Origin of the sequence: Paenibacillus senegalimassiliensis (assembly GCF_001486585.1) — a bacterium.
GTDB lineage: Bacteria > Bacillota > Bacilli > Paenibacillales > Paenibacillaceae > Fontibacillus > Fontibacillus senegalimassiliensis.
In genome coordinates this window covers 260,114-287,088 of the sequence record NZ_LN909044.1, presented here as the reverse complement: position 1 = coordinate 287,088, position 26,975 = coordinate 260,114, and the positions used below count along the sequence as shown (strand labels likewise).

Here is a 26,975-nt window from a genome sequence, read left to right as displayed (position 1 = left end):
CTACCGCCGGTGTCATGCCGTAGTCACTCGCGCCTCTCTACAGCTAGTGTCATACCGCAGTCACTCCGCGCCTCTCCACCACCCGGACTTAGCACATCCGCTCCTACCCGTTCCCACCGCCCACAACAGTAAAAATCCGTTCACCGCGAGTTTAATGCGGTGAACGGATTTTCTTACGTGCGCCTCAGCTCAAGGCTGCGGCGGGGCGGGGCACCTCAATTTGGCTCAGGGAGCCAACCGTGTAGGCCGTATCGTAGATTCGGATAGCGGCCGGTGTTGCCGTCTCATTGGTGACGAGGATGTTATCCTCGCTGACTTGCACCTGCAACCGAGCGCCACGGAACATCACTTTGAACGAGAAGGACGTCCAGTGGGACGGCACGAAGGGACGCAGCACCAGTTCGTCGTGCTGAACGCGAAGGCCACCGAAGCCGTGGGCGATAGCCATCCAGGTACCGGCCATGCTCGTAATATGGCAGCCGTCCTCGGTATCATTATTATAGTTGTCGAGATCAAGCCGGGCGGTACGCAGATACATCTCATACGCCTTCTCCTGATAGCCCAGCTCGCAAGCCAAAATAGCATGCACGCAAGGGGAGAGGGAGGACTCATGTACCGTCAGCGGTTCGTAGAAATCGAAATTACGCCGTTTCGTCTCCAGATCATACCGATCGCCAAGGAAATACAACCCCTGCAACACGTCAGCTTGCTTAATGAAGCAGGAACGCAAAATACGATCCCAAGACCAGTTCTGGTTAATAGGCAGATGCTCTCGCGCCAACTCCTTAACCGGGGTTAACTCCTTGTCAAGGAAGCCGTCCTGTTGCAAGAACACATCCCGTCCCTCATCGTACGGGTAATACATCTCTTTGATAATATGCTGCCACTTATCAGTCTCATCATTTTTCAGCTTCAGCCCGCCTACTAACTCGGCATACCGCGCTGGCTCCTGCTGCTTCAGAGCAGATAGCGCTTCTAAAGTGTATTCCAGCGTCCAAACGGCAATGCGGTTCGTATACCAGTTGTTGTTGACGTTGTTCTCATACTCATTTGGACCCGTAACGCCAAGCATGACATATTTGTTTTTGGCCGGAGAGTAATTGACGCGTTCCTCCCAGAACCGGGAGATTTCCACCAGCACCTCCAGTCCATATTCACTCAAGTAAGCCGTATCCCCTGTATAATTCACATAGTTATAAATGGCGTGAGCAATCGCTCCGTTTCGATGAATTTCCTCAAAAGTAATCTCCCATTCGTTGTGGCACTCTTCGCCGTTCATCGTGACCATCGGATAAAGCGCCCCCTTGGAGAAGCCCAGCTTGCGCGCGTTCTCCTTCGCTTTCTCAAGGTGCTTATAGCGGTAGATCAGCAGATTGCGCGCAATGTCCGCTTCGGCGGTGCTGAGATAGAAGGGAAGGCAATACGCCTCGGTATCCCAATAGGTGCTGCCCCCGTATTTTTCCCCTGTAAAGCCCTTAGGCCCGATATTAAGCCGGTCGTCATCCCCGCTGTACGTTTGATGAAGCTGAAAAATATTAAAGCGAATCGCCTGCTGCGCCGAGACATCTCCTTCAATAATCATGTCACTCATTTTCCACTTTTCAGCCCAGGCTTCAACATGCTCCTGCAACAAAGCATCAAATCCGGCCTTCTTGGCGATGGCAAGCTTTTGCGTTCCGACTTCCACCAATTGTCCCGGCTCTATATCACGAGAGGTTACGTTTGCCACATACTTATAGAGGGTCACGGTTTCTCCCTGGCTGGCAACTACTCCGACCTCGGCAGAGACAAACTTCTCCTGTTGGTGAAAAGAAGGGGTTAGCAGGGTACGTTGTTCCTGCTTAAAAACATCGAAGTCCATCACGGACGTGAGATGAAAATCCAGCTTCTTCGTCTTGACGGTCAGATAAGAGGCTTCCGGATTCGCCGCTTTGTCTACCTCCAGCCAGAACTTCTCTTCATAGTTCGAGTCCTTGTTCTTGATATCGCCATCAAGATAGGGAGCCAGACGCAGCTCTCCGCTAAAATTAAGCGGTGTGACCGCATAACGAATTGCCCCGATCTCATGCCTTACAATGCTGACGAAGCGCAGCGCCTCCACAGCGACCTGCTTGCCGTCCTCCATAACAGCGGTGAAGCGGCGTGACAGAGTGCCTTCCTTCATATTCAGCTCACGAACGAAGTCCTTCACCTGACAGGTGGCCAGGTCTAATGGTGTGCCGTCGATGAATACATGAATGCCAATCCAGTTGGTGCTGTTCAGCACTTTGGCAAAATACTCAGGGTATCCGTTTTTCCACCAGCCTACACGCGTTTTGTCCGGATAGTACACCCCAGCCATATAGCTGCCTTGCAGGGAGGGGCCACTGTACTGTTCTTCGAAGTTGGCACGTTGCCCCATGTAACCGTTGCCAATACTAAAGACACTTTCCGAAATTTCATGCTTGGCGGGATCGAAGGATTCCTCCAGGATGGACCAGGGGTTAAGGGTAAAGTAAGATTTCAATATCTTCAGCTCCTTTAGAGGTAGTTCAAAAAGTCGTCTTCCCAGGACGAAGTTGTTCGAGGAGTCAATTCGACATCGAATCTTGAATTTAGCCGGGCCAAGCGTAGGCTTCCGTAGTATGTTTCTTACAGAAACATTTCAGTTGCTCACGTAGCCATGCTTCCGAAGTCGTTTTCTCCGAAAACGTGTAGCTCCGCTACTCAGTCCCTGGCTTCATCCAACTCAAGCGTTTTGAAAAAACGCACATCGAAAGCATAGGCTTCGGTCCTGTAAACCCAACTTTTTGAACTTGCACTTTTGATGGTAGTTCAAAAAGTCGTCTTCATGATTATGCATCTTTACAGCTTCTTGATCATCGACAGGGTCATGCTTTCCAGAGAGGGAATGACCAGACCTGCGGCGCCGAGGGTTTCCGGTGTCCCAATACCTACGCAGCGCATGCCTGCACGTTTGGCGGCTTCAATGCCGGCTTCTGCGTCTTCAAAGACTACGCAGTTCTCCGGGTTAACGCCAAGCTCTCTTGCTCCGAGCAGAAACACCTCAGGGTCAGGCTTGGCCTGGGAGGTATGAGTTCCATCGATGATAGCATCGAAATAGGGCGTAAGCCCGGTATTGCGCAAAATCATAGGAGCGTTCTTGCTCGCTGAGCCCAGTGCAGTCTTCAGCCCGTTCTCCCGGCATTGTTGCAGGAACGCAAGCGCTCCTGGCAGAATTTCCGAGGCATCCATCTGCGAGATGTATTCCACATACCATTCATTTTTACGCTCAGCCAGCTCTTGCTTCTGGGTTCCATTCAGTTCTATTCCGCCGACCTTTAGCAAAATATCTAGCGAAGCCATACGGCTAACGCCTTTCAGCTTCTCGTTATCCTGTTCTGTGAATGTGAAGCCGAGCTCTGCGGCCAGCCGCTTCCAGGCTAAAAAGTGATATTTGGCGGTATCGACAAGCACGCCGTCAAGATCAAACAAACAGGCTTGGATAGAGTTCGTCATCTTGCCCTCCTTTTTGTGCAAACGTTTGAATGACAAGCGAAAAATAAAGGAAGCCTTCGCTTCCACTATTTTTGCTATAGCTATATAGCTACCAGCTTACCTCCTCGGTACCGAGTACATGGACGAATCACGAATCATCAGCCGATGGGGGATAAGCTGCCGCTTGGGCTGCACTTGGGCCAGACCGGTCTGCACCGATTGGATCAACACTTGAGATGCCGTGTAGCCCAGATTATAAATGCCAATATCCATCGTGCTGAGTGGGGGTGTCGACAGTTCAGCGAGCGGAATGTTGTTGAAGCTGACGAGACAGAGGTCTTCAGGAACCTTGTACTTTAACTCATGCAAGCCGCGAAGTACGCCGAAGGCTACGACGTCGTCAATCGTGACGAGAGCTGTAGGGCGGTTGGGCAAATTCATGAAAAATGACATGGCCCGATACCCGCTGTCTTGCAGGAATTCACCTTCAACAATCCATTCGGGACGACATTCCAACTCGGCATCCTTTAATGCAGCCTGATATCCCTTTAATCGATCCTTGGATACGACAAGTTCCGGCGGGCCGCTGACGAAGCCGATGCGTTCATGTCCTAAGGAGATCAGATGCTTGGTGGCGTCGTAAGAAGCCTGAACATTATCGTTGTCGACCGTCAGTATGTCTGGATATTGCTCGCTTCGCCCGATGACGACGAACGGATGACCTCCCTGCTCTAGAAAGTCGATCACCGGATCATTCTGCCGCGAATACAACAGAATCACTCCGTCCACCCGGCGTCCATTCAGTAGCCGGGATACGCTGTCGATCTCTTCTTTCTCGTTGGCGCCTGAACTGATCAGTACATCATAACCCAGACGACTAGCCTGCGTGACGATGCCGCGAATGAGCTCCATGAAGAAGAAGTTAGAGAACAATTCCTCAGCCGATTTGGGCAACATGATGCAAATGCTATTTGTCGTTTTGGAGACCAGGCTTTTGGCCATCATATTCGGATGGTAGCCAAGCTGATCCATAATAAGTTTGACTTTTTGCGAAGTTTCCACGCTGATTCTGGGATGATTGGACAGCACCCGGGACACGGTGGAGGGCGATACTCCGGCCTTTTTGGCAACATCCTTAATGGTAACAGCCATAAAAAACCTCCTCTGTGAAACCGTTTGCCCTACAGTGTAATATTAATCCAAGGTTATTGTAAAGTAAATACAGAACTTCGTTTACTTCGTCGTTGTCAATACCGCGTAGCCATAGGCTGGCAGTTTGACATGAAGGTAACCGCCCCTTGATTCGTAGGTTTGGCTGCTGAAAGCATCCGTCCAAATTCCCTCTGTGGCAGGGACCTTAATCGTTTGCCCGGCATCATAGTTATTCAGCAGGACCAGCACGGTCTCATCTCCTTCACGACGTGCCAAGGCAATCCGGGTATCTCCCGGTTCGGCCAGCAGGAAGTGCAAGCTACCGGTTCGCAAAGGCTTGAACTGCTTGCGTACTTCGATTAGCTGTTGATAGAACGCAAAGAGCTGACGGTCCTGATGCTCTGGTTCCCATTCCATACATTTGCGGCAATCAGGATCATGTCCACCGTCAAGTCCAACCTCATCCCCGTAATAGACACAAGGTGCACCGGGATAAGTAAATTGGATCAAGGCGGCCAGCTTCATCTTCGCCTGATTGCCTTCGCACAACGTTAACAATCTTGGTGTATCATGGCTATCCAGCAAATTGAAAGCTACTTCGCTCGCCTGCAACGGATAACGTGATAACTGCTTGCCTACGGCATTGGCAAATCCGCCTGCATCCAATGTCCCACGTACCACAAAATCCAGCACGGCCTCGGTGAACGGATAATTCATCACTGCATCGAACTGATCGCCTTGCAGCCAGCCTGATGACTCATGCCAGATCTCACCCAGAATATAAGCATCGGGATTAGCTGCCTTAACCGTGGTCCGGAAAGCCCGCCAAAAGGCATGATCTACCTCGTTCGCCACGTCCAGCCGCCAGCCGTCGATTCCGACCTCCTTGATCCAGAACTCTGCAACCTTAAGCAAGTATTCCTTCACTTTGGGATTCTCGGTATTCAGCTTGGGCATAAGGGGTTCAAATGCGAAGGTATCATAGGTTGGAACTCCGTCCTTGATGCACAGAGGATACTCCCGAATGTGGAACCAGTCTCTATAAGCAGACTCCTCGCCTTTCTCCAGCACATCAATAAAAGGAGCGAAGGTTCTTCCACAATGGTTGAACACGGCGTCGAACAGCACGCGGATTCCCCGCTCGTGACAAGCCTGGACCAGCTTCTTGATCGTATCAATGTCACCGAAATGCGGATCGATTTTCATATAATCTGCCGTGTCGTATTTGTGGTTGGTCGTCGCTTCGAATAACGGAGTGAAATAAAGGCCCGTAATGCCAAGCTCGCTTAAATGATCCAGGTGATCAATAACCCCTTGCAGATCCCCGCCAAAGAAGCTATCCCGTTCCGGCTTGCCGCCCCAGGGCAAAACATTCTTCGGATCGTTACTCTTGTCTCCGTTGGCGAAACGCTCCGGAAAGATTTGATAGAAGATAGCATCCTTCACCCACTCTGGTGGAGTGAAGACGTCTACCGGGTTGATGAAAGGAAACTCAAATAACCGCTCGGGTCCGGCAGGTCGCTCGCTCATAAATTCATTCTCGGTCATCCAAACCTGCTCATGTCCGGACTTTAACAAGAAACCGTATTTCGTCCGGCGCATAGGAGGGCGGTAGGAGCATTCCCAGTAGTCAAACAACTCATCGCTGATCATCAGGCTCATCGGAACCAATTCCTTGCTCTCATCCCACATATATTTGTCTCCTACAAAAGCGAAGACCTCAGTCAAGTCCCCTCGCTTGGCCCGCAAGCGCAGATGGACGGTTTGCGTATCGTAAGCGTAGGACCAGTTCAATTTGGGACGATGGTAAACGGCTTCAAGTAACATAGTAGAATTCCTCCTTAGTCGTTAGTAAGCAAGGCGTTCGGTAGCTAATTCAGGAGCGCCGAAGCCAAGAAAAGGCACATCCAGGCCGGATAACCGGTCAGAGGATGTACCTTTAGGGTAGCAGTGCCTTCATGTTTTATTTAACCGCATTATAGCATTGTTCAAACTGTTGCACAAGAAGAGAAAATAGCGATATAACAAGGGTTTTTCTCATTTTATCTAGGCTTGTCGACTTAGATCAAAAGTGTTAATCTATTGTTCTTGTGCAAAAAATCTCAATGTATACTAAGGAATATTGATAACGTAATGAGGAAATTTAAGTAATACAAAGAAAACGGAAGATATTCAAGAAAAAATAACTCTAAATGGCTGAATATACGTTGTGCAAACGTTTTAACAAAGAGCTTGGCGTGATGTATGATGTTCCCGTAGATAAAGCGCTTTCGGTAGTTGGTGAGCTAGCACATAGGCGATGCACCTCAAATATCGGCAGGCTCGCATATTTGCTGAAAACGCTTACTGTTATGGCAAGTATGCTAGATTACGTCTTTAACAAACTGGGAGGGTTAACTATGAAGAAATCCAGAAAGATACTGACAATGGCTATCGCTTTGCTGCTGGTCGTCTCAATTACGGCCTGCGGTCCGAACAGAAGTGGCAGTAATACTCCGGCCAATACGCCGTCCAACCAGAACGCGAACAGCGGAGGGGCGGATACAGAAGAGAACGTGGCTCCTGAGGACTTGGTTCCCGAAGAAGGCGCAGAACTGCTAGTGTGGGAGAGCAAGGAAGAGAAGGTATTTACCGAAGAAATTGCCAAGCAATTTACCGATAAATACGGAGTCAAAGTGAAGATTGAAGAGGTAGCTCCACCGGATCAGGTAGGTAAGCTGACCCAGGATGGTCCATCCGGTCTGGCTGCCGACGTGCTGATCGTACCGCATGACCATTTGGGAAATGCAGCGACATCCGGCTTGATTCTGGCTAATGATGTATTCGCCGAAGAGACGACCAACAACAATACGGAGGCCTCGATCCAGGGATCGACGTTTGATGGTACGCTGTATGGTTATCCGCGTGCGGCTGAAACGATGGCCTTATACTATAACAAGTCGATTTTACCTGAGGCGCCGAAGGATTTTCAGGATGTTATTGATTTTGGCAAGACATTTACAGATAAAGCGACGAACAGATACGGCATTATGTGGGAGACGGGCAATATGTACTTTAACTATCCCTTCATTGCCAGCACCGGGGGTTACCTCTTCGGGGAGAACGGTACAAACCCGCTGGATATTGGGTTAACTACAGATGGTGCCATCGAAGGTTTGAAAGTTTATCAGAGCTTGAAGGAAATATTGCCCATCAACAGCGGAGATATCAACCCGGATATCAAGCGCAGTTTGTTTAACGCAGGCGATGTCGCTATGGACATCAACGGGCCATGGGAGCTTGCGGGCTATAAGGCCGCGCTGGGTGATGACTTGGGGCTCGCCCCATATCCGTCCGTGAACGGAGAGACGGCTATCACATTCTCGGGGATTAAGGTGTGGGTCGTGAACTCCTTCACTCAATATCCGAATGCTGCCAAGTTATTTGCTAACTTTGCCTCTTCCAAAGATGCACAGCTTCTGTTGAATGAAAAAGTAGGAGCCGTTCCGACCAATGTGGAGGCGCTCGAAGCAGATCAGATCAAGAATGATCCATACGTGTCCGCATTTGCCGAGCAAGCGAAGAACTCGCAGCCGATGCCGTCCATTCCGGAAATGGCTAACGTATGGGCACCTATGAATGCCGCCTTGCCGGAGATTTGGAACAATAACGCAGATCCAAAAGCAGCGATGGAGAAGGCGATGAAGCAAATTGAGGATTTGAACAACGGTGCAGCGCAATAAGCTGCCCGTGAGTCACTCCTTAATTTTCGCGGGCGGAGAGGAGAAGGAAGATGGATAGACACAAGAGAACCGCAACCATCCTGTCGATATTATGCATGGGACTTGGACAGCTATATAACCGGCAGTACATTAAGGGCTTGCTTATGCTGCTGGTGGAAGTGTTCGGGATTACCTACTTTATAAGAAATTTGGGCAATGCGATTTGGGGCATCGTCACCTTGGGTGAGGTCCCCAGATTGCTGGTCAAGGGCAAATGGATCGACGGAGATCACTCCATATTCATCATGATACAAAGCTTGATCACCCTGTTGTTTCTGGCTGTGTTCCTGGTCATTTACATCATGAACGTGAGGGATGCCTATAACATCGGGAAGTTGAGAGATACGGGCAAGAAGCCAAATAATTTTGGTCAGTCCGTGCGTTACGTGTTGGATTACAAATTTGCTGTTGCCTTCTTAAGTATCCCGGCCACAGGCATTCTGTTCTTCACCGTTATGCCTATCCTGTTCATGGTGCTGCTAGCATTTACGAACTATTCGGCACCGAAGCACATCCCTCCAGCCATGCTGGTAGATTGGGTCGGATTCGGGACGTTCAAGGACTTGATCGCGCTCAAGACCTGGAGCCATACGTTTTACGGAGTGCTGACCTGGACGATTATCTGGGCGGTGCTATCCACGGTCACAACCTATTTCGGGGGGATGCTCGTTGCCTTGCTGATTAATCAGAAGGGCATTCGTTTCAAGGGCCTTTGGAGAACGATCCTGATTCTCCCTTACGCCATCCCGCAGTTGATCTCATTACTCGTCATGAGAAATATGTTCAATGGGCAATTTGGGCCTATTAATCAATATCTCGGCTATTTCGGCCTGGGAGGTCTGCCCTGGTTGACGGACCCGTTCTGGGCCAAGGTAACGGTTATCATCGTCAATATGTGGGTAGGTATTCCGGTGTCCATGCTGCTCATTCTAGGTGTATTGACTACGATTCCCAAGGATTTGTACGAAGCAGCCGAAGTGGACGGGGCCACGGGATTCCAGAAATTCAAGATCGTGACGATGCCCATGATTATGTTCACGACGGCACCCACACTGATTGCGCAGTTTGCTGGCAACATCAACAACTTCAATGCCATCTTCTTGCTTACGGGAGGAGACCCGGTCAAGGGGGATTACCAGTATGCCGGTGCAACCGACCTGCTGGTGACCTGGCTCTACAAGCTGACCCTGAATCAGAACAAATACAATATGGCTTCGGCCATCGGCATTATCATTTTCGTGATCATCGCCTCATTCTCCATTTACAACTATCGTAGAACCAAGTCGTTTAAAGAGGAGGATATGATCCAATGAGTGGACGGAAAATGCGAAACGGAATTCGGCTGGCTGCCAGCTATGTAACGCTCATTCTGTTGTGCGTGGCAGCGGTATACCCTGCACTCTGGGTCATCTTCGGCTCTTTGCGGCCTGGGAAATCGTTGTACAGCAAGACCTTGATTCCAGAGCAGTTTACATTTGACCATTATATAGAACTGTTTACCTCGGAAACCTATCTGTTTGGCACATGGTATCTGAATACGCTCAAAATTGCCGTGTTCTCTATGTTGCTGGGTGTGCTGTTAACCCTGTTAACCAGCTATGCGGTATCTCGCTTCCGCTTCCGTGGTCGCAAGACAGCATTATCGGGCTTGCTCGTGCTGGGGATGTTCCCTGGCTTTATGAGTATGATTGCAATTTACTTGCTGCTACGGGAATTGCAACTACTCGACACACATTTGGCGCTAATTATCGTGTATGCGGCGGGGGCGCCACTAGGGGGCACCTTTATTGCCAAGGGGTTTCTGGATACGATTCCTCGCTCATTGGATGAAGCGGCCCGGATTGATGGAGCCAGCAACTTCCTGATCTTCCGCAGAATCATCTTGCCGCTCTCCAAGCCGATGTTAACGTACATGGCATTAACTCAGTTCGTTGGTCCTTGGGTGGACTTCATCTTCGCCAAGCTGGTCCTGCGGACGAAGGAGAATTGGACATTGGCTGTGGGCATGTGGGATATGGTCAGCAGCAACCAGAATACAAACTTTACGTTGTTTGCCGCCGGAGCTGTGCTAATAGCACTGCCAATTACCATTCTGTTCATGTTCCTGCAGCGGCTGTTGGTGGACGGATTAACGTCCGGCGCCAGCAAAGGGTAGCAGAAAACAAGGAGCTTGCATTCATTTGCAGGCTCCTTGCTCTATTTTTACATGCTTTTTAAGTAGAAATCTATAAATTCATGATGCCCAGCACTTCTTCCATCGTAACGCAATTTGCATATCTTCTATTCCAGATAAATTCATTATAGTACTTGTAGCTATGTTCAGCAGACAAGAAGCGGTTATCCACCGTGGAGTTGGTATACTCAGGAATGGTGATTTGGAATCCATGTTCGAACCCTGCCGCTCCCTTTGTCAGTTCTTCTCCGATTCCATCATCATGACGTATATAGATAACCTCTATATTATTTTCTCTTGCTGTTGCAAGTAATGTCTTCACATTTGAAACGAATAAATCAAAATTCTCGATATTATCTTCATATGCTACCACAAATATCAAACCTTGATATCCCTATTATTTCCTGCCATGGATATATCTAATTCTTCCGGAAATAATCCTCAAGATTGATTTAGTCCTGAAATTAATCCTATCTAAATACTTGTGTTTGTGCTATTATACATTTTGTGCTTTTGAATTCGGGCATAAAGTCCGAAGGCAAGCGAATAATAATGTAAGACGTTATACAGGGGGAGAGTGCAGTCATGGATACGTTGCGTATCATCATTAATGTAGCGGTTATGCTAGTGCTTATCGGTGTTCTGGTATGGATGCAGAAGAAGCATATTTCTTTTACAAAGCGGGTGTTTACAGGACTGGGACTTGGGCTTGTGTTTGGTGTCATCCTGCAACTGGCGTATGGAGCGGGCTCTGAGGTAATCTCCAAGTCCACAGATTGGTTTAACCTGGCGGGACGTGGATATGTAGGCTTGTTGCAAATGGTGGTCATTCCATTAATTATGGTATCGATCATTTCAGCCATTATGAATTTGAAGGGCAAGCAGAATCTGGGTAAAATGAGCGGTCTGATCATCGCCATTCTGTTGATTACAACGGCAATAGCTGCTGCGGTGAGTATCGTAACCACCTTGACCTTTGATCTCAAGGCCATAGAGATTGAAGCGGGGGAACGGGAGCAGAAACGTGGAGTAGCCCTGGAAGAGCGGCTGGGAACCGTGGAAGGCAAGACCATTCCACAGCAGGTGCTCGACTTCATTCCTACTAATCCGTTTGCTGATATGACAGGAGCACGCAGCACATCTACGCTGGCTGTTGTGATTTTCTCCGCCTTCATCGGCGTGGCCGTGCTGGGGCTGGATAAGAAGAAGCCTGAGCAAGCCGACATGTTCCGTAAAATGGTAGAGGCTGTGTACGGCGTGGTTATGCGCATTGTTACGTTGGTATTGCGCCTGACACCTTATGGTATCCTGGCATTAATTACGAATGTAACGGCCACGACGAATGCGGAAGAAATCCTAAAGCTGATCAAGTTTGTAGGGGCCTCTTATGTAGCCTTGATCGTGATGTTTATCATCCATCTGATCCTGCTGGCTATTTTCAACTATAACCCGGTGCAATATCTGCGCAAGGTGTTGCCAACCTTGGTGTTTGCTTTCACCTCGCGTTCCAGTGCGGCGGCTATTCCGCTGAACGTAGAGACACAAACCAAGCGTCTTGGCGTATCTGATGGGATTGCCAATCTGTCAGCCTCTTTTGGAGCTACGATTGGGCAAAATGGCTGCGCCGGGGTTTATCCGGCCATGCTTGCGATTATGATCGCGCCGACAGTTGGCATTGACCCATTAAGCTGGAGTTTCATTCTCACCTTGATCCTTGTTGTGGTCATTAGCTCCTTCGGGGTGGCCGGGGTTGGCGGTGGAGCAACCTTTGCTTCGCTGATTGTATTATCGACGATGAATCTGCCAGTGGCGTTGGCGGGCTTGCTAATTTCCGTAGAGCCACTGATCGATATGGGCAGAACCGCGTTGAACGTCAATGGCTCCATTACTGCCGGCGTCATTACCGGTAAGGTGCTTGGCGAGAATGACCCTGAAGTATTTAAGCGCAATGCTGATTTAGATACCGTTTCCGTTTAATCCCTAAAATAAAGCCGTTCCTTTCCAGCTTGGATATCGCCTGATTAGCGCTTCTGGGCTTGGAGGGAACGGCAGAATACATTGGCAATCGTTAAATCCAGTTATAACAGAACGGGGTGTATGAATTATCAAATTTTTTATTAGTCTAGTTAAAATAATTACTGGATTAGTCATACTGTATATCCCTAATTATGTTGCTAATTATCTCCAAAATTCTTCCTATCAAGGTAATTATTATATCGCTTATTTTATTGTGAAAAGTGTTTTCTTACTCATTGGGATTTGCCTTATTTCGTATGGGGTTTGTTATTTTTTTAAAACAGTAGATGAGAATCAGAATCGTTAAGCTATAATAGAGTGACAAATTATAAAATGTCAGGTGTTTCTCCAAGCTTTAGGCTGGAGGAGCATCTTTTTTTGTCTTCCTTTACATAATCGCAATTCCTTTCTCCTCAAAGCGTATGTCTGAAGGCTTGTCGGGATTGCCAGGAGTACCTCCGGCACCGCCATTTATCGTCACCTTCTGGTTACCGTTTACTGTTAGTGACCCATTGGCATAAATCGAACCTGTCAGGATGGAGGCCGCGGAACCGTTATTCAGATTAATCGATCCGGCAGCGAATAAGGCGAATTGGTTGCTCCCATTAAGCGAGCTGTTCACGCTGCCGTTGGCATAAATGCGGTTGGCTAGCAGTGTTCCATTAGCCTCCAATTCATGGGTATACAGGTCTCCGGTAATCGTCAGGGTAGGTTGACTGTTCATATTGGTTCGTCCATTTACGCGCACCAGACTGGCTTTGAGCTTCGTCTGATTCCCCCCATTAATGAGCAAGCTGCCATTAATGTACAGGACACCACTGACTTCGATGGAAGCGTTGGCTTCCAGCGTGACTTCTCCGTTGATAAGCAGGTCTCCATCCACGCTTAAGGTTACCCCTGACATCAGCTTTAGTGAATTCAAGGCTACCGAGTCAGCGAACTGTTGGTTGTTTCGTACCTCAAACCCAAGGGGTTCAGGCTTGGCTGCAAACAAGGCCGCCTTCGAGGAACGAATCTCTTGATCCATCCTGCTGACGATGGCAGCCACCTCCACTCGGCCGGGAAGAGGAGTATCTGGTGGGAATGGCTGGCCTGGACCTACAATGGTCCCGGATATCGTGGAGTTGTTATTGGTCAGGGACCCGGAGGAATAGACGCTGCCGTTAATCAGGGCGCCGTTCAAATTCATGGAACCTTGACTAACGAGAGCATAATCTCCCATCTCCGATCCTGGCGGGAAATTACCGGGATTGTAGGTTAGAGTAACTTCTACTTTGCGTCGATACACTTGCTTGATTTCATTCGATATCCCTTCCGCTGCGACAACGGCAATATATTTGTGGTTCTCTTCGTCCAGTGTGACACTGCCCGCTTCAACAAAAGGAGCGGCAACTTCTCGTACTGTATCCAGCGTTACTCGTTCCGCGTCCTTCAGTGCCATAATTGCCGCGCGAAGCTGCGAAAGTTTGAGCTGTAATTTGGTATCACCGTCTGCTTGTGCCGTAATAATATCCTCGGAGACGTTGACCATCCCCTGGGAGTTGGTGACCGTCTCCATCGCCAGCATGCCAATTACCATGATAATGACGAGCAAAAGCAAAACGGATATAAGAGCATAACCTTGCTCCTGACGTGCCGCAGTTAACCCCTTCATGGTCTTACACCTCACGATAACAGTTTAATAGAAACGAAGAGATAAATAGGTTCTACGTTGGGCTCACCAGCCAAAGCGACTTTCAAATGCAATTGTAAATCGCTTGCGCCCTTGGTAAAGTAAGTGCCACTCAAGCTAAGAGTGTCCTTGCTAAAGGGAACGCCATCGATGCTCAGGCGATCCCCGTCCAGGCTAATGTGAATCGGGCGTGTTGCTTCCGTCAGCGGATCTGTGGCCAACTCGGCTTGGAATTGAGTGAAGTTGCCGGAGCTTGTCCCGCCCACCGATACGGTGTTCTTTAGTTTGATCTGCAAAGCCGAGCTTAATGTAACGGCCTCATTGCGTAGTTGCGTTTCCCGGGTGATGCGATCCAGGGCAAAGAAGGAGGAACTAAGCACGCTGGAGACAAGAAGGGTTAACAAACCGGCCAAGACGAGAACGGCAAGTAGCTCAACCAGGGTAATTCCCTCTTCCCGTGAAGCGAACTGCCAACGTGTCTTCATTCCTCGTTCCCTCCATTCCCTGATAAGGCATAGTCCTTCTTGACCGCGCCTGTAACGGAGACTTTATGCCTAAATTCTGTACTTTGTCCCGGGCGCGCGGGTAGCCAATAGGCCGTTACGGATATGTACAAAATATCCGGATTGGCCGTATATTTAGAACTACTGCTGCAAACCTCGGTCTTCAGCAGATAGATGTCCTGGCTCTGATCAGGAAGTGAGCCCTGACTACATGTGGCTCTGGCTTGCAATTCTGAGAAGGGCAAAGACTGGACTTCGTGCAATCTGGCGTTGGCCAAGTGACCGGCAGACAACCGTTGATTCGTCAGTTTGCTTTGCGAGGCGCTATTCGTAAAGAAGGACAGGAGGAACAGACTGACGATGGAGAGAATCACCAAGGCCACAGCAATTTCGATAAGCGTCAGCCCTTCTTCCCGATGCAGGGCTTGTCGAAGGGAAGGTTTTTTACGTTTTTGGGCATCCTTCAAGAGAATCCTCTCGCTTTCAAATAGGTTGGGAAATAGCGGATTTGTGTTATTTGATGGCGAGTTGTGTCGAGTTATGGTGACTAGGTATATTTTACTATAAAAAGGAATGGCGCCGCCTGAACGAAAGGTATATAATCGTTTATGTGCTGCGGCGCGTTGGTATTATGTGACACCGTATTGTACAATGATAAGCGCTGTAGACATTGGTTCTAAAGAACTATATATATAATCAGCCTTCAACGCAAAAAAGTCAAACTGGGAAGTTGCAAAAATGCCAACGGGATGAGAGGTGAACTGTGTACACGATCAAGAAGAGATTAGGTGAACTTCTACTGGAATCCGGAATGATATCGGAGCAGGAACTGCAAATGGCTCTGGAGGAACAGCAACGCACCCGAAAAAAACTCGGTGACGTATTGCTGACGCAAGGCGCTCTGACAGAGCATCAGCTCATCGAGGTGTTGGAATTTCAGCTTGGCATTCCGCATGTTACTTTGTCAAGATTTCAGGTCGATGCCAAATTAAGCCAGGTCATCCCGGAGCAAATGGCGAAGCGTTACCAGGTTCTGCCTATTCGTATGGAGGGGCGGAAGCTGATGGTGGCGATGACCGATCCACTCGACTTGTTTATCATCGACGATCTGAGAATGAGCACGGGTTTTACCATCGAGCCGGCTATCATTTCCCGCGGCGAGTTGCAGCGGGGGATTGCCAGATTGTACGGGTTGCAGGGTTCCATGAACGATATGATCAAGGATCTGGCGGAAGGCAGCGTGCAGACAGACGGTGAAGATGTCGTCAATCTGGGCGAGGATTCTCCAGTAGTCCGGCTGGTTCAGCAGATGATTGAGCAAGCTGTACGTATGGGGGCCAGTGATATTCACGTTGACCCTACGGACAGTGAACTAACGATTCGTTACCGCATCGACGGTCGGCTGCGAAGCGAGCGTTCGATTCCCAAATCGATGCAGGGCGTCATAACGGCTAGGCTGAAGATTTTGGGCAACCTGAACATCGCAGAGAGAAGGCTGCCGCAGGATGGCCGAATCAAGCTATCGGTGGACGGCAAGCCCATCGATATTCGCTTGTCTACCCTTCCTACGGTGCACGGAGAGAAGATCGTAATGAGATTGCTCGATCTTGCCGGAGGCGTCAAGGGGCTGGACAAGCTGGGCATGACCGGACACACGTTAGGCCTCTTCAAGCGAATGATCGAGAAGCGGCATGGCATGGTATTGTTGACAGGGCCTACGGGCAGCGGTAAGACAACAACCCTCTACTCCGCGCTTCAGCACGTGAATCGGGAGGAAATGAACATTATCACCGTGGAAGATCCGGTGGAATATATGCTAGACGGCATTAACCAGATGCAGGTCCATCCGGCGGCGGGGTTAACCTTCGCCAAAGGGCTGCGGTCCATCCTGCGTCAGGACCCTAACATCGTGATGGTCGGTGAAATTCGCGATCTGGAGACGGCTGAGATTGCTGTGCGAGCGTCGCTCACAGGCCATCTTGTCTTCTCCACGCTGCATACCAACGATGCAGTAAGCACTGTCGTGCGCTTGCGTGATATGGGCATCGAGCCTTATCTGATCGCCTCCTCGGTGGTCGGAATCGTAGCTCAGCGGCTGGTACGCTGCGTTTGCCCCGATTGCAAGACTTCGTATACGCCGGATGTGCAGGAGCAGCTTTATTTGGAGCGGCTGGGGCTAAAAGCGGACAAGCTTTATCACGGCACAGGCTGCGGGACTTGCGGGAAGAGCGGCTATCGTGGCCGGATGGCGGTGCACGAAGCGTTGCTAATCAGCGATGAGCTGCGTTCGGCTATCGCTCACGGGCAGTCGATTCATGAGCTTCGAGCCTTGGCCAAAGCGGAGGGAATGACCTCTCTATTTGCGGATGGAATTCAAAAGGTGTTGGAAGGACAAACTACCTTACAGGAAATCATTCGGGAAGTAGAAGAGGAGGAGCGATGAGTCGGGACAACCTTACAGCTTATAAAATGTTTATCGGACTGTTGGAGAAGGCGTTCGCTTCGGGGGCGTCTGATCTGCACGTCACCGTTAATTCGCCGCCGGTGCTGCGCATCGACGGGGCCCTGCAGCCACTGGATGAAGCAGCCTTGCCAGCCTCCGAGCTGGAGCAAATCGTCCAGGAGCTGCTGAATGAATCGCAATATGAAAAATTTATGGAAAAAGGCGAACTTGATTTTTCTTACGGTGTACCCGGAATTTCAAGATTTCGCATCAATGTATTCAGGCAACGAGGTTCCATTAGCATTGCGGCCCGCGTCATATCGCCCTCAGTGCCGGATTTTGCCACGTTGAATTTGCCTCACGTTCTTCTTAAGCTAGCACAGAAGCCACAGGGGCTTTTTCTCGTTACCGGTCCTACCGGCAGCGGCAAGTCCACGACCTTGGCTTCGCTTATTGATCATATTAACCACACGGAGCGCAAGCATATTGTGACCCTGGAGGACCCGATTGAATATTTGCACCGCCATGACAAATCGATGATTAATCAGCGGGAGGTTGGTCTGGATACCCAGTCGTTCGACAATGGTCTGCGTGCAGCTCTCCGTCAGGACCCGGACATTATTATGGTCGGAGAGATGCGCGATCCGGAGACCATTCGAACGGCCATTACTGCCGCAGAGACGGGACACCTCGTACTGGCGACCCTTCACACGGCTGATGCCCCGCAGACGATTGACCGGATTATCGATGCTTTTCCTCCATCCCAGCAGGCGCAGATCCGCATTCAATTGGCCTCGGTGTTGCTGGTGATTCTTTCGCAGCGCTTGCTGCCCACACGCGGGGGCAAGGGACGGATATGTGCAACGGAGGTGCTGCTCAACCCGCCGGCTGTCGCCAATTTGATCCGATCGGAGAAGGTGCATCAGATCAAAAGCGTCATGCAGACCAACTATCAGTTGGGCATGCACACCCTGGAGATGAGTCTGCGAGACTTGCTGCAACGGGAAGTCGTGGACGAAGCTGCGGCCCGGTTGTATTTAACCGAATAAGAGATGTGATAAGCGGAAGGACAGATGTTGAATGCCGCAGTACGTATATCAGGGTAGGGAGAGCGGAGGCAAGGCCCGGCGTGGTCAATTGCAGGCTCCTGACAGGGCGACTGCCCTGGCCGAACTGAAGAGGCAGCAATTAATCGTAACGGGGCTTCGCGAGAAGCGCGAGACCGTATGGAATAAAGATTTTTATATTGGACGCCCGGTTAAAAATGAACAGTTCGCTGTGTTCTGCCGCCAATTCGCCACCATGATCAAGGCGGGCATTTCCATTGTGGAGGCTACGGCGATTCTGGCGGAGCAGTCGGAGAGCAAGGCACTGCAAAAGACGTTGTCGGAGATTGCCTCCGAGCTGCGGAAGGGGAGTGCATTCTCTGTAGCCGTCTCCGCTTATCCGCGTATCTTTCCCTCGATCTTCGTCCATATGGTTCATGCCGGAGAAGAGTCAGGCGGGATGGAAGAATCGCTTGAACGATTAGCTATCTATTTTGAGAAAGCGCATGTGACCCGGGAAAAAGTAAAATCAGCGATGACCTACCCATTAATTGTAGCGATTATGGCGGTGCTGGTCATTGTGTTCTTGCTGAAATTTATGATTCCCCGGTTTCAGTCCATGTTTGCTGAGCTTGGCGGGGATTTACCAGCCATTACCCAGTTCACACTTACGCTTAGCCAAAGCGTGGAGCAGCATGGAGGGGTCTGGTTGATGGGCGCACTGGCGTTCATCGCCGCTATCTACCTGCTGCTACGCTGGGAGCGAGGAGCCTACGCTTGGGACTATATCAAGCTTAAGGCCCCGGTTTTCGGAATACTCAATCGGAAGAGTGCTATCGCGCAGATGACACGGACCCTGTCTTCCCTGTTCGCCAGTGCCGTACCGGTGCTTCAAGCCTTGGCGATCGTGGAGAAGGCGGTGGGCAACCGAGTCATCGGGGTTACGCTGCGTGAATGCCAGTCCTCGCTGCGCCAAGGGCGTCCATTATCTGAGCCGCTGCGGCAATCCTGGGTGTTCCCACCCTTGGTTACGCAAATGATTCGAGTCGGTGAGGAGACGGGTTCACTCGATGCTATGCTGGGCAAGGTGGCGGATTTCTACGAGCGGGATGTCGAGAACACGGTGGACAAATTAAAACAACTGATTGAGCCGGTCATGATTCTGATTCTGGCCGGAGTCGTCGGCTTCATCATGGCTTCCATCATGATTCCGATGCTGAGCTTATACCGCAACATTAGTTAAAAAATTTTAGGAGGTTAATGAATTATGACTTTAGTAATGAAAAGAATTCAACGTTTACGTGAAGAAGAAAAAGGGATTACCTTAATCGAATTGTTGGCCGTCATTGTAATTATCGGGGTAATCGCGGCGATTGCCGTGCCGATTATTACCGGGTTGTTAAACGATACGCGTGCAAATGCCCGCACGGCGACCGCGAACCAAATCATGGAGGCGGCGAAGCTTAGATCCATCGCACAGCAAAATGGCGTTATTCAAGGCACACACACCTTGGCTGATCTGCAAGCTGAGAATTATATGCAAACTGGGACTACCGATCCTAAGACGGATAGCCCGCTGGCCGGTTCGACTTCCGTGAATTTGGATAACTTGAGCGGTACTGGAACGGTTGTAACCCTGGTGGTGCAGGGTGGGGATACAGTCAGCTACACTGCCGCCGAATTGAGAGCGGGCAAGGGCGGGAACGCCGGTAAATAATGGCGGCGAGCGCGCTTCTGACGGCGGCTAACGCAGTCGCCGGCTTATTGCTTGGCCCGGGGTTGGCGCGCTACGGCCGCCACCTTGTAGCGAGGCGTGGGCTGCCGATCAAGGACGGCAGCCCGGCTACACCGACCTTCGGCGAGGGAGACGCCGCAGGTCAGGCCCTTGTCCCCGCGCGCTACGGCTTCCGCATATTAGCGAACATATACAGAGGTGTAGAAGAGGCAGCTGTGGAACCACGCGCTGGGCGCTTTGACCGGCGGGGGCGTGCTGCTCCTGCTGGCCATCCTCACCTCCGGGCGGGGGATGGGGATGGGCGACGTCAAGCTACTCGCGGTACTCGGCTGGGTGCTGGGCTTCCCCGGCGTGTTGCTTGCTTTGTTTCTTGCCAGCAGCGCCGGGGCGGCAGTTGGATTACTGCAGCGTGCTCTGGGGCGCCGCAGCAAAGGGCAGACTCTGGCGTTCGGGCCCTGCCTGGCGGCGGGCGCGCTGACGGTATACATGTACGGAAAGGAGATCATCCATTGGTATCTGCAAAACGTTATTTTTCACTAAAACGGCGCTCCTTCAACATCGGAATTACGCTCGATGAAGATGGCATTCGTTATGTAAAATACAATTTAAAACGCGGTACCGTGGAGCGAGCGGGTCTGCTGCCGATTGACACCGGTCTGACTGAGGATGGATTGCTTGATGTCTCCGGGCTAGGGGAGACGATAAAGCGTTGGGCTAACCGGAGAGGGCTGGCTGGCAAGCAGGTCTGTCTCGCCGCACCGACAGCCCAGTCCTTCATTCGTTTATTGACAGTGCCTAAGGTCAAGAAGAGACAGCAACGGCGCGTCACTGATCTGGAAATCGAGAGCAGCATCCGTCTGCCCTTCGAGGACCCGGTCATTGATTATCACTGGCTGGAGAGCGAAGGCTCGGATGACGAACTCTTGACCTTTGTAGCTGCTGTGCCGCGTCCGGTTATCCAGGCGTGGGTTCAAGCGCTGGAGGAGGCAGGGATGCGCCCGGAAGCTGTGGATTTGTCCACGATTGCGCTGTCGCGCATCCTGCAGCAGCGGCAGTTGCTTGGAGAATCCAATAATGTGATGGCGATCCACTTTAAGCCTAAGGAAGCGGAGGTTTACACTTATCATCACAAGCTTCCTGATTTTGTCCGCACCTTTCCACTAGAGCCTGCTGTTGGAGAGAAGCTGGGCACATGGAGATACGGGGAGATCGTATCCGCCGTAACGCGAATTATGAATTTTTATGAATTTACACTGCATGAAGGGCATGAGCGAGTACAACGGATTGTGGTGGTGGGAGCGGTACCGGACAAGCCGGAGATTGTTCGGCATTTGAAGGAAGCCTTCTCGCAGGCGGATGTATCCGAAGTGGATCTCACCCCGTTTTTCACTGGAATTGAACTGCCTGATCATGATAGCTATGCCATTGCACTTGGGCTAGCGATGAGAGGGGCTGATATCCGGTGATTGATATTAACCTTCTGCCGCCCAAAGAACGACCTGCCTCGTCAGGACGTGCACTCGGTCTGGTGCTGCTGCTGGGGGGAGTCCTGATTGGCGGATATTTTGTCTACGAATATGTAGTGACCCGTCAGGCGACGAATTCACTGAACGTGGCACTGGTCGAAATGGAGCAGCAGCAGCTAGCGTATCAGCAGGAATTGCAAACCATAGGCCCTCTTGGGGGAGGACCTATTGATGCCAACTTGCTGGAGGAGCTTCGGCAGCGGCGGCCTGATTTGAATAAGCTGCTGAACCTCTTACAATCCCCTTTGAAGTCAGGTGGTAAGCTGGAGACGGTCCAGCTTGATCAGGACGGACTGATCTGGACCTGTCTCTTTCCTGGATTGAAGGAAGCCAGTGTGTATGTATCTACGCTTGGAGAACAGGCGGGTGCAGGCGGGGATAGCATCCGTTCTCTCGTAGAAGTACCAGGACGAGGATATGTGGGTACGTTCTCTCTGGCAGCTTTGCCGGTGACGATAGAGGAACAGGCAGGTGAGACTCCTTGAATATAGAACAGAAGATGGCTCCCGGAGGACGCTGGGTGCTGGCCGCGGCCATCGTCATGCTGATAGTAGGCTCATTTTACTATTTCGTATATCGACCAGTAGTTGCGGAGTTCACCAATCTGGAGCAGCAATTTGCCGAGGACCGGGAGTTCCTTCAGAAGACCGAAGCGATTGTGCTGGCCAGACGTGCAGCAGTGGCTGGTGAGCAGGCATCCCCTGATATCGCCAAGCGGGACGCGGCTGTGCCCGCCATTCCGGGGCAGGAGGCGATCTTGCTCGAATTACAGCTTACCGCTGCGGCTACAGGCGTGAAGCTGGAGGAAGTCGTATTCGAAGAACCGACCGTACCAGCGTCGCCGGGAACTGAAGTGGAGGGCTTTGCCCTGGAGCGATTTGCTCTGATTGAGCCGTTCTCGACAGAGGATGGTGTAGCAAGCGATTTATCTGCTGCCGTGTCAGGGACGAAGCTACCTGATGATGAAGTGATCGGCATGGCGGGCATATCTGCGGTCCGAATACAGGTGAACCTGCGGGGGGCGGCGGCAACCGTCAAGGCCTTCTCCAAAGGGTTGCAGCAGACGGAGCGCCTCTATATCGTCAGGTCCTTCACGTATGGTACTGACGCTGCTGGGAAGGAGACTTCATCTCTGGGACTCGTGGCATTTTACAGAGAGCAATCCCAGTAGCAAGTATGCGAGTATAGGTACGAATTTGAAAAAATCGGGTTTTCGGCACCGATAACCTTTAATAAGGAATTTTCTTGCAAAAAACCGTGTTTTTATCAAGCATTCTTCGGCTTTCTAGCCGGAGGATGCTTTTTTTATTATAAAACCATATCATTCCTTGATACTTTTTGGTATTGTCACCGTATATATAATTATATTGTGGAAAGGTGGTGCAACAGAGGGAATGGAGATATGGGCGATATGGCTCATCATTGCCGGAATCATACTTGTGCTGGAAATGATGACTTTAACCTTCTACATGCTATGGTTCTGCATTGGCTCGCTGGTAGCCGCCCTCGTCGCTTGGATTGCCCCGGAAGCTTATTTCCTGCAAGTTCTGGCAGGATGCTTGGTGGCTATCGTGCTGACGATATTTACGAAGCCGATTTCAAGAAAATTTCGTACAGCTAAAGGATTTAAGGATATCGGCACAGAACTTATAGGGCAGCAAGGTGTTGTAGTCGAGCCGATTGAGTCGGGTCAGTTCGGCATTGTCAAGGTCGGAGGGGATACCTGGAGTGCCAGGTCAACCGCCTCTTTTGCCAAAGACGATAAGGTTCGGGTAGTGAAGCGAAGCAGTACAATAATCGAGGTTGAACGATGGGAGGAATTTATTTAATGATCTGGGCTTTTGCTGTCGTAGTTATTCTGGTAGTTGTTGTATTCATATCGTTAACGATCAAGATCGTACCTCAACAAAGAGTGGGTGTCGTCGAACGACTGGGTAAGTTCCATCGGCTTCTGACACCAGGTCTGAACATTCTGATTCCAGTCATTGATCAGGTGCGTCATACCCATGATTTGCGGATTCAACAGGCGAACGTGCCACCGCAAACCGTAATTACCAAGGATAACGTTCAAGTACAAATCGATACCATCATCTTTTATCAAGTAGTAGGTCCTGAACAGGCTACTTACGGAATCTCTGATTATGTATACGGGGTACGTAACATTTCGACAGCAACGATGCGTCAAATCATCGGTAAGATGGAACTCGACGAAACGTTGTCCGGCCGGGAGAAGATCTCCACCGAAATCCGTATTGCGCTGGATGAAGCGACGGAGAAGTGGGGCGTACGGATCGAGCGCGTAGAAGTTATTGATATCAAGCCACCGCTGGATATTCAAGAAGCGATGGATAAGCAAATGAAGGCCGAGCGGAATAAACGGGCCATCGTGCTTGAAGCCGAAGCGGCCAAGCAAGATATGATCTTGCGTGCAGAGGGTGACAAGCAAAGTAAAATCCTCAAAGCCGAAGGTGACAAGGAAGCGCGGATTCGTGAAGCCGAAGGTTTGCGTCAAGCGCAAGAATTGGAAGCCCTGGGTGAAGCGAAGGCTATTCAAGCCGTTGCGGAAGCTGAGAAATCACGGATCGAGTTGTTGCGTGACGCTGCGCTTAACGAATCCGTATTGGCATACCAATCCTTTGAAGCTCTCAAAGAAGTGGCTAAAGGACCGGCGAACAAGGTCTTTATTCCTTCTAATGCGATTGAGACGCTGGGTAGCCTTGGAGCGATTGGCGAAATATTTAAAGCGAACAAGGACGGCAAATAAGCAACTCACGAATTGCAAACAAAAGGCGATGCGGGATACTCCGCATCGCCTTTTGTTATAGCTCCATATATGGCGATATATTAGCGAACATATACAAGCCAGGTGGTCGCCATAGACAAAAGCGTCAGTGAAATGAAGGTGGTAAGAATACTGTAGGTTTGCCACACCAGGATCGTTGACCAATCATAACCGCTAAATACTGGGAACATCCAACACATGATACACATGGCAACAGTAACCGTCAGCCAAACCATAGATGTGAGCTGTCTCTTTTTTGTTGTTTGCTGTCGCGTGTTCCTCTTCTTTCTACGTAATCCAAGAAGGAAAAGGGCTACAGCCGATAGGCAAGCAATCATCGTGACCGACGAAAGTACGATATCCAAAATTTGTCGCGCACTCATTTTATAAGACTGAGCAAGGTCTCCATCAAGTATGTTTTTAATACTTTTTACCAGCTCAATATTTGTATTAGCGCTATTAGATAGCAGGCAGACGGCAAATCGCTCATCGGGTAGCATCGTCACTTGTGTTGCAAAATTGGGATTGCCTCCCGTGTGCTCAACTATTGTTCTGTCGGTGTTTACCGACCATCCCGCTGCATAATACATACCGTTGATATCCGGAACAGAGGTGTCACCCTGATGGGATTTCAGGATAATCGTGTTAAACACTTCGGGTATATCCTGTATAAAGCCCATCTGTATATTCATCCAGCGCGTCATATCCATAGCACTTGACATAATATATCCTGCTGGCTTGTTACCGGCATAATCAGGTGCGTCATATGGAGTTGTTATAAAAAAAGAAGTTCGGTAGCCTTGTGCCATTTGCCCCGTTGCTTGAGCATCGGCTTTATAGACGTAAGTATTATGTAGTCCTAAAGGTTGAAATACCTGCTGAGTCATAAAGTTTTCGTAGCTTTGGCCTGACACCACCTCAATAACCAAGCCTAATACATCATAATTGACAGTGCCGTAGCTGTATTGCTCGCCGGGAAGAAATGCCAATTCAGCATCCACTAACAGGTCTACGGTTTTGCGTAACATATCCGGCGTGTCACCCTGCGGGATCCCTTGAATATGCTTCCCATTCGTCAAACCGCTGGTATGGTGCAGAAAATCATTCAATGTAACGGTCTGCATGTCAACGGGGATGCCCTGATATTTTAGCGTCAGCCAAGGTAAATAGTTTTGGATAGGGTCTGTCATGGACAGCAATCCCTGCTCCTCCAATAATAAAATCCCCGTGCTAGTAAAAGCCTTGCTAACAGAAGCCAGTTCGTATATAGTGTTTTCGCTCGCAGGCAGGCCGTTTTCACGGTCTGCGAAGCCGGATGAGAAGTAGAATGTTTCATCTCCGTCAATAATAGAAACGGATATACCCGGTACACCTGATACACGACGAGCATCATCCAGCAAGGTTTGTATTGCCTCAGACTGCGCGGCCGGTAACGCATACCCTCGTGTTGCCAATCCAACAACAAGGATAAGTGAGGCTATTGTAGTAATAATAAGCTTTTTCGTTAAGCTTCCCATTTAAACTCTCCGTTAGTTCATTTTGAGGTAAAAGGAATAGTGCGCATTTTCGAAGTGAAAATGCGCACTGATTTCTTAAGAATGTCGGGAGGACAGTTGCTCCTTCAACCGCTCAAGCTCATCGTTGACCGCGGCCGATTGGGTAGCATCGCCACTTGCATTGCCTGTCGATCCGTAATAGGCACCAGATCCGGCAACCTCCTGACGGGCCTCCCAATCCAGGATTTTCTCTTCCATACGCTCGAAGCCGCGCGCGGCATCCCCGCTTTCAATGCCGTAGCTGAAGTTAGGGCGCTTGGTTTCTGATTTGACCTGAGCTTTGCGCGCCCGGGCCGCCAGTTCGTTGCGTTTTTCCTTCAAGCGGGCATATTCAGCTTTACCTTCGGCTAAGCGAACTTCCAGTTCGGCTACGCGGTCATGAGCTTCCTTGGCTTCGTTGGCATATTGCTGAGCTTGTTCCTCGTAGCGAATCTTCTCGGCTGCGGCATGACGGGCAGTTACTTCGTCCCCGTTCTCCAAAGCGGTTAGCGCCCGGACTTCACTTTGTTTAGCCAGATGGGCGATATCCGCGCTTTTTCTTTCCTGAACGGTAGCGGCGATTTGCTGCTCCTTAATCATTTTCTCGGCAGTGTCGATATCCTCTTCCAGATTGCGCAAGTATTGTCCAGTCATCAATACCGGATCTTCCATCTTGTTCAATACCTCATGAAGGGAAGCTTTGGTCAGGTTGGCAATACGATCGAATATGCTGCTCATTATAATCTCTCCTTTGGGTTTGTATATTCTTATTTAGGCTATTAACATTAAAAGCTGGAAAAAGGGTCGTCGTGACCAAAACCAGCCGTTGGCTCCTTGGGAACAAGAAGACTGCCAATTACGTATAGGGCTACGACCGTACCAAAGCTGAAGAAGACAGCAACGACGGCGATCAGTCTGACGACGGTGGTATCGGTGCCGAAGTATTTGGCCAATCCGCCGCATAGGCCACTAATCTGTTTGTCCGTAGCCGAACGATAAAGTTTCTTCATTGAACACCACTCGCTTTCTGTGAATCCGATTTTTGCTTATGGTTCTATTCTAGCGGGAAGGAGAGCAGAGGTTAACGGGCGTGAGAATGGTTTGTGAACTGGACTTTGGTCGGGCTGACACCTCGCCCGGGGATTGGGTCATTG

The 26,975-nt window shown here is 50.1% G+C and carries 24 protein-coding genes; 13 read left to right on the top strand and 11 right to left on the bottom strand.

Annotation, left to right across the window (positions count from 1 at the left end; all coding sequences use genetic code 11):
* Nucleotides 1–184: 184 nt before the first annotated feature.
* From BN3279_RS07080 to BN3279_RS07065, 4 genes are all read right to left on the bottom strand, one after another.
* Complete coding sequence (locus BN3279_RS07080; protein ID WP_059049940.1) at nucleotides 185–2,506, bottom strand: glycoside hydrolase family 65 protein; 2,322 nt, start codon at nucleotides 2,504–2,506, stop codon at nucleotides 185–187.
* Between the two features lie 338 nt (nucleotides 2,507–2,844).
* Complete coding sequence (pgmB, locus tag BN3279_RS07075) at nucleotides 2,845–3,498, bottom strand: beta-phosphoglucomutase (protein ID WP_059050475.1); 654 nt, start codon at nucleotides 3,496–3,498, stop codon at nucleotides 2,845–2,847.
* 96 nt (nucleotides 3,499–3,594) lie between these two features.
* Nucleotides 3,595–4,629, bottom strand: a complete 1,035-nt coding sequence (locus BN3279_RS07070) for a LacI family DNA-binding transcriptional regulator (RefSeq protein WP_059049939.1) — start codon at nucleotides 4,627–4,629, stop codon at nucleotides 3,595–3,597.
* An 81-nt stretch (nucleotides 4,630–4,710) separates the two neighbouring features.
* Nucleotides 4,711–6,456 (bottom strand): alpha-glycosidase, encoded by a 1,746-nt coding sequence (locus BN3279_RS07065; RefSeq protein WP_059049938.1) that lies wholly within the window; start codon nucleotides 6,454–6,456, stop codon nucleotides 4,711–4,713.
* A gap of 572 nt (nucleotides 6,457–7,028) precedes the next feature.
* Between BN3279_RS07065 and BN3279_RS07060 the strand changes: the two genes are divergently transcribed.
* From BN3279_RS07060 to BN3279_RS07050, 3 genes are read left to right on the top strand one after another with little or no spacing between them, the layout of a single operon-like run.
* Nucleotides 7,029–8,351 carry a sugar ABC transporter substrate-binding protein gene (locus BN3279_RS07060; RefSeq protein ID WP_059049937.1) on the top strand — a complete coding sequence of 441 codons (1,323 nt, stop codon included), beginning with the start codon at nucleotides 7,029–7,031 and terminating at the stop codon, nucleotides 8,349–8,351.
* 50 nt (nucleotides 8,352–8,401) lie between these two features.
* A complete protein-coding gene (locus BN3279_RS07055; RefSeq protein ID WP_059049936.1) occupies nucleotides 8,402–9,703 on the top strand; it encodes a carbohydrate ABC transporter permease in 1,302 nt (433 codons plus the stop codon).
* Nucleotides 9,700–10,545, top strand: a complete 846-nt coding sequence (locus BN3279_RS07050) for a sugar ABC transporter permease (RefSeq protein ID WP_059049935.1) — start codon at nucleotides 9,700–9,702, stop codon at nucleotides 10,543–10,545. Before BN3279_RS07055 ends, BN3279_RS07050 begins: the two co-directional genes overlap by 4 nt.
* Before the next feature lie 70 nt (nucleotides 10,546–10,615).
* Here the strand turns inward: BN3279_RS07050 and BN3279_RS07045 are convergent, their stop codons facing one another.
* Nucleotides 10,616–10,945 (bottom strand): cysteine hydrolase family protein, encoded by a 330-nt coding sequence (locus BN3279_RS07045; RefSeq protein ID WP_059049934.1) that lies wholly within the window; start codon nucleotides 10,943–10,945, stop codon nucleotides 10,616–10,618.
* A gap of 203 nt (nucleotides 10,946–11,148) precedes the next feature.
* Between BN3279_RS07045 and BN3279_RS07040 the strand changes: the two genes are divergently transcribed.
* Entirely contained in the window at nucleotides 11,149–12,540 is a 1,392-nt protein-coding gene (locus BN3279_RS07040; protein ID WP_059049933.1) for an L-cystine transporter, read from the top strand.
* Nucleotides 12,541–12,967: 427 nt separating this feature from the next.
* Here BN3279_RS07040 and BN3279_RS07035 read toward each other — a convergent pair whose 3' ends face one another.
* The 3 genes from BN3279_RS07035 to BN3279_RS07025 are packed head-to-tail and all read right to left on the bottom strand — an operon-like array spanning nucleotide 12,968 to nucleotide 15,221.
* Nucleotides 12,968–14,233 (bottom strand): hypothetical protein, encoded by a 1,266-nt coding sequence (locus tag BN3279_RS07035; RefSeq protein ID WP_059049932.1) that lies wholly within the window; start codon nucleotides 14,231–14,233, stop codon nucleotides 12,968–12,970.
* 11 nt (nucleotides 14,234–14,244) lie between these two features.
* On the bottom strand, nucleotides 14,245–14,736 hold the full coding sequence (locus BN3279_RS07030) for a hypothetical protein (RefSeq protein ID WP_059049931.1): 492 nt from the start codon (nucleotides 14,734–14,736) through the stop codon (nucleotides 14,245–14,247).
* A complete protein-coding gene (locus tag BN3279_RS07025; RefSeq protein ID WP_059049930.1) occupies nucleotides 14,733–15,221 on the bottom strand; it encodes a type IV pilus modification PilV family protein in 489 nt (162 codons plus the stop codon). The genes BN3279_RS07030 and BN3279_RS07025 overlap by 4 nt, the downstream gene beginning before the upstream one ends.
* Before the next feature lie 344 nt (nucleotides 15,222–15,565).
* Between BN3279_RS07025 and BN3279_RS07020 the strand changes: the two genes are divergently transcribed.
* The 9 genes from BN3279_RS07020 to BN3279_RS06975 all read left to right on the top strand — a co-directional run bounded on the left by BN3279_RS07020 (nucleotide 15,566) and on the right by BN3279_RS06975 (nucleotide 24,268).
* Nucleotides 15,566–17,197: a GspE/PulE family protein gene (locus BN3279_RS07020; RefSeq protein ID WP_059050474.1), complete on the top strand. Its 1,632-nt coding sequence runs from the start codon at nucleotides 15,566–15,568 to the stop codon at nucleotides 17,195–17,197.
* On the top strand, nucleotides 17,194–18,246 hold the full coding sequence (locus BN3279_RS07015) for a type IV pilus twitching motility protein PilT (protein WP_059049929.1): 1,053 nt from the start codon (nucleotides 17,194–17,196) through the stop codon (nucleotides 18,244–18,246). The genes BN3279_RS07020 and BN3279_RS07015 overlap by 4 nt, the downstream gene beginning before the upstream one ends.
* Nucleotides 18,247–18,277: 31 nt before the next feature.
* On the top strand, nucleotides 18,278–19,486 hold the full coding sequence (locus BN3279_RS07010; protein ID WP_059049928.1) for a type II secretion system F family protein: 1,209 nt from the start codon (nucleotides 18,278–18,280) through the stop codon (nucleotides 19,484–19,486).
* Between the two features lie 24 nt (nucleotides 19,487–19,510).
* Nucleotides 19,511–19,960 carry a prepilin-type N-terminal cleavage/methylation domain-containing protein gene (locus BN3279_RS07005; protein WP_059049927.1) on the top strand — a complete coding sequence of 150 codons (450 nt, stop codon included), beginning with the start codon at nucleotides 19,511–19,513 and terminating at the stop codon, nucleotides 19,958–19,960.
* Nucleotides 19,960–21,444, top strand: a complete 1,485-nt coding sequence (gene pilM / locus BN3279_RS24520) for a type IV pilus biogenesis protein PilM (RefSeq protein WP_082672969.1) — start codon at nucleotides 19,960–19,962, stop codon at nucleotides 21,442–21,444. The genes BN3279_RS07005 and pilM overlap by 1 nt, the downstream gene beginning before the upstream one ends.
* Nucleotides 21,441–21,989, top strand: a complete 549-nt coding sequence (locus BN3279_RS06990) for a hypothetical protein (protein ID WP_059049924.1) — start codon at nucleotides 21,441–21,443, stop codon at nucleotides 21,987–21,989. The genes pilM and BN3279_RS06990 overlap by 4 nt, the downstream gene beginning before the upstream one ends.
* A complete protein-coding gene (locus BN3279_RS06985) occupies nucleotides 21,986–22,675 on the top strand; it encodes a hypothetical protein (protein WP_059049923.1) in 690 nt (229 codons plus the stop codon). The genes BN3279_RS06990 and BN3279_RS06985 overlap by 4 nt, the downstream gene beginning before the upstream one ends.
* A 223-nt stretch (nucleotides 22,676–22,898) precedes the next feature.
* Entirely contained in the window at nucleotides 22,899–23,333 is a 435-nt protein-coding gene (locus BN3279_RS06980) for an NfeD family protein (RefSeq protein ID WP_059049922.1), read from the top strand.
* Entirely contained in the window at nucleotides 23,333–24,268 is a 936-nt protein-coding gene (locus BN3279_RS06975) for an SPFH domain-containing protein (protein ID WP_059049921.1), read from the top strand. The genes BN3279_RS06980 and BN3279_RS06975 overlap by 1 nt, the downstream gene beginning before the upstream one ends.
* A gap of 80 nt (nucleotides 24,269–24,348) precedes the next feature.
* Here BN3279_RS06975 and BN3279_RS06970 read toward each other — a convergent pair whose 3' ends face one another.
* The 3 genes from BN3279_RS06970 to BN3279_RS06960 form a co-directional block, all read right to left on the bottom strand.
* Nucleotides 24,349–25,803 carry a serine hydrolase domain-containing protein gene (locus BN3279_RS06970; RefSeq protein WP_059049920.1) on the bottom strand — a complete coding sequence of 485 codons (1,455 nt, stop codon included), beginning with the start codon at nucleotides 25,801–25,803 and terminating at the stop codon, nucleotides 24,349–24,351.
* A 75-nt stretch (nucleotides 25,804–25,878) separates the two neighbouring features.
* Nucleotides 25,879–26,559, bottom strand: a complete 681-nt coding sequence (locus BN3279_RS06965) for a PspA/IM30 family protein (protein WP_059049919.1) — start codon at nucleotides 26,557–26,559, stop codon at nucleotides 25,879–25,881.
* A 47-nt stretch (nucleotides 26,560–26,606) separates the two neighbouring features.
* Complete coding sequence (locus BN3279_RS06960; RefSeq protein ID WP_059049918.1) at nucleotides 26,607–26,831, bottom strand: PspC domain-containing protein; 225 nt, start codon at nucleotides 26,829–26,831, stop codon at nucleotides 26,607–26,609.
* Nucleotides 26,832–26,975 lie beyond the last annotated feature (144 nt).

Bases quoted from the DNA above. Each gene is read 5' to 3' on its own strand.
- pgmB (WP_059050475.1), bottom strand. From the start codon at position 3,498: ATGACGAACTCTATCCAAGCCTGTTTGTTTGATCTTGACGGCGTGCTT.
- BN3279_RS07070 (WP_059049939.1), bottom strand. From the start codon at position 4,629: ATGGCTGTTACCATTAAGGATGTTGCCAAAAAGGCCGGAGTATCGCCC.
- BN3279_RS07065 (WP_059049938.1), bottom strand. From the start codon at position 6,456: ATGTTACTTGAAGCCGTTTACCATCGTCCCAAATTGAACTGGTCCTAC.
- BN3279_RS07060 (WP_059049937.1), top strand. From the start codon at position 7,029: ATGAAGAAATCCAGAAAGATACTGACAATGGCTATCGCTTTGCTGCTG.
- BN3279_RS07055 (WP_059049936.1), top strand. From the start codon at position 8,402: ATGGATAGACACAAGAGAACCGCAACCATCCTGTCGATATTATGCATG.
- BN3279_RS07050 (WP_059049935.1), top strand. From the start codon at position 9,700: ATGAGTGGACGGAAAATGCGAAACGGAATTCGGCTGGCTGCCAGCTAT.
- BN3279_RS07040 (WP_059049933.1), top strand. From the start codon at position 11,149: ATGGATACGTTGCGTATCATCATTAATGTAGCGGTTATGCTAGTGCTT.
- BN3279_RS07035 (WP_059049932.1), bottom strand. From the start codon at position 14,233: ATGAAGGGGTTAACTGCGGCACGTCAGGAGCAAGGTTATGCTCTTATA.
- BN3279_RS07030 (WP_059049931.1), bottom strand. From the start codon at position 14,736: ATGAAGACACGTTGGCAGTTCGCTTCACGGGAAGAGGGAATTACCCTG.
- BN3279_RS07020 (WP_059050474.1), top strand. From the start codon at position 15,566: ATGATATCGGAGCAGGAACTGCAAATGGCTCTGGAGGAACAGCAACGC.
- BN3279_RS07015 (WP_059049929.1), top strand. From the start codon at position 17,194: ATGAGTCGGGACAACCTTACAGCTTATAAAATGTTTATCGGACTGTTG.
- BN3279_RS07010 (WP_059049928.1), top strand. From the start codon at position 18,278: ATGCCGCAGTACGTATATCAGGGTAGGGAGAGCGGAGGCAAGGCCCGG.
- BN3279_RS07005 (WP_059049927.1), top strand. From the start codon at position 19,511: ATGACTTTAGTAATGAAAAGAATTCAACGTTTACGTGAAGAAGAAAAA.
- pilM (WP_082672969.1), top strand. From the start codon at position 19,960: ATGGCGGCGAGCGCGCTTCTGACGGCGGCTAACGCAGTCGCCGGCTTA.
- BN3279_RS06980 (WP_059049922.1), top strand. From the start codon at position 22,899: ATGGAGATATGGGCGATATGGCTCATCATTGCCGGAATCATACTTGTG.
- BN3279_RS06975 (WP_059049921.1), top strand. From the start codon at position 23,333: ATGATCTGGGCTTTTGCTGTCGTAGTTATTCTGGTAGTTGTTGTATTC.
- BN3279_RS06970 (WP_059049920.1), bottom strand. From the start codon at position 25,803: ATGGGAAGCTTAACGAAAAAGCTTATTATTACTACAATAGCCTCACTT.
- BN3279_RS06965 (WP_059049919.1), bottom strand. From the start codon at position 26,559: ATGAGCAGCATATTCGATCGTATTGCCAACCTGACCAAAGCTTCCCTT.
- BN3279_RS06960 (WP_059049918.1), bottom strand. From the start codon at position 26,831: ATGAAGAAACTTTATCGTTCGGCTACGGACAAACAGATTAGTGGCCTA.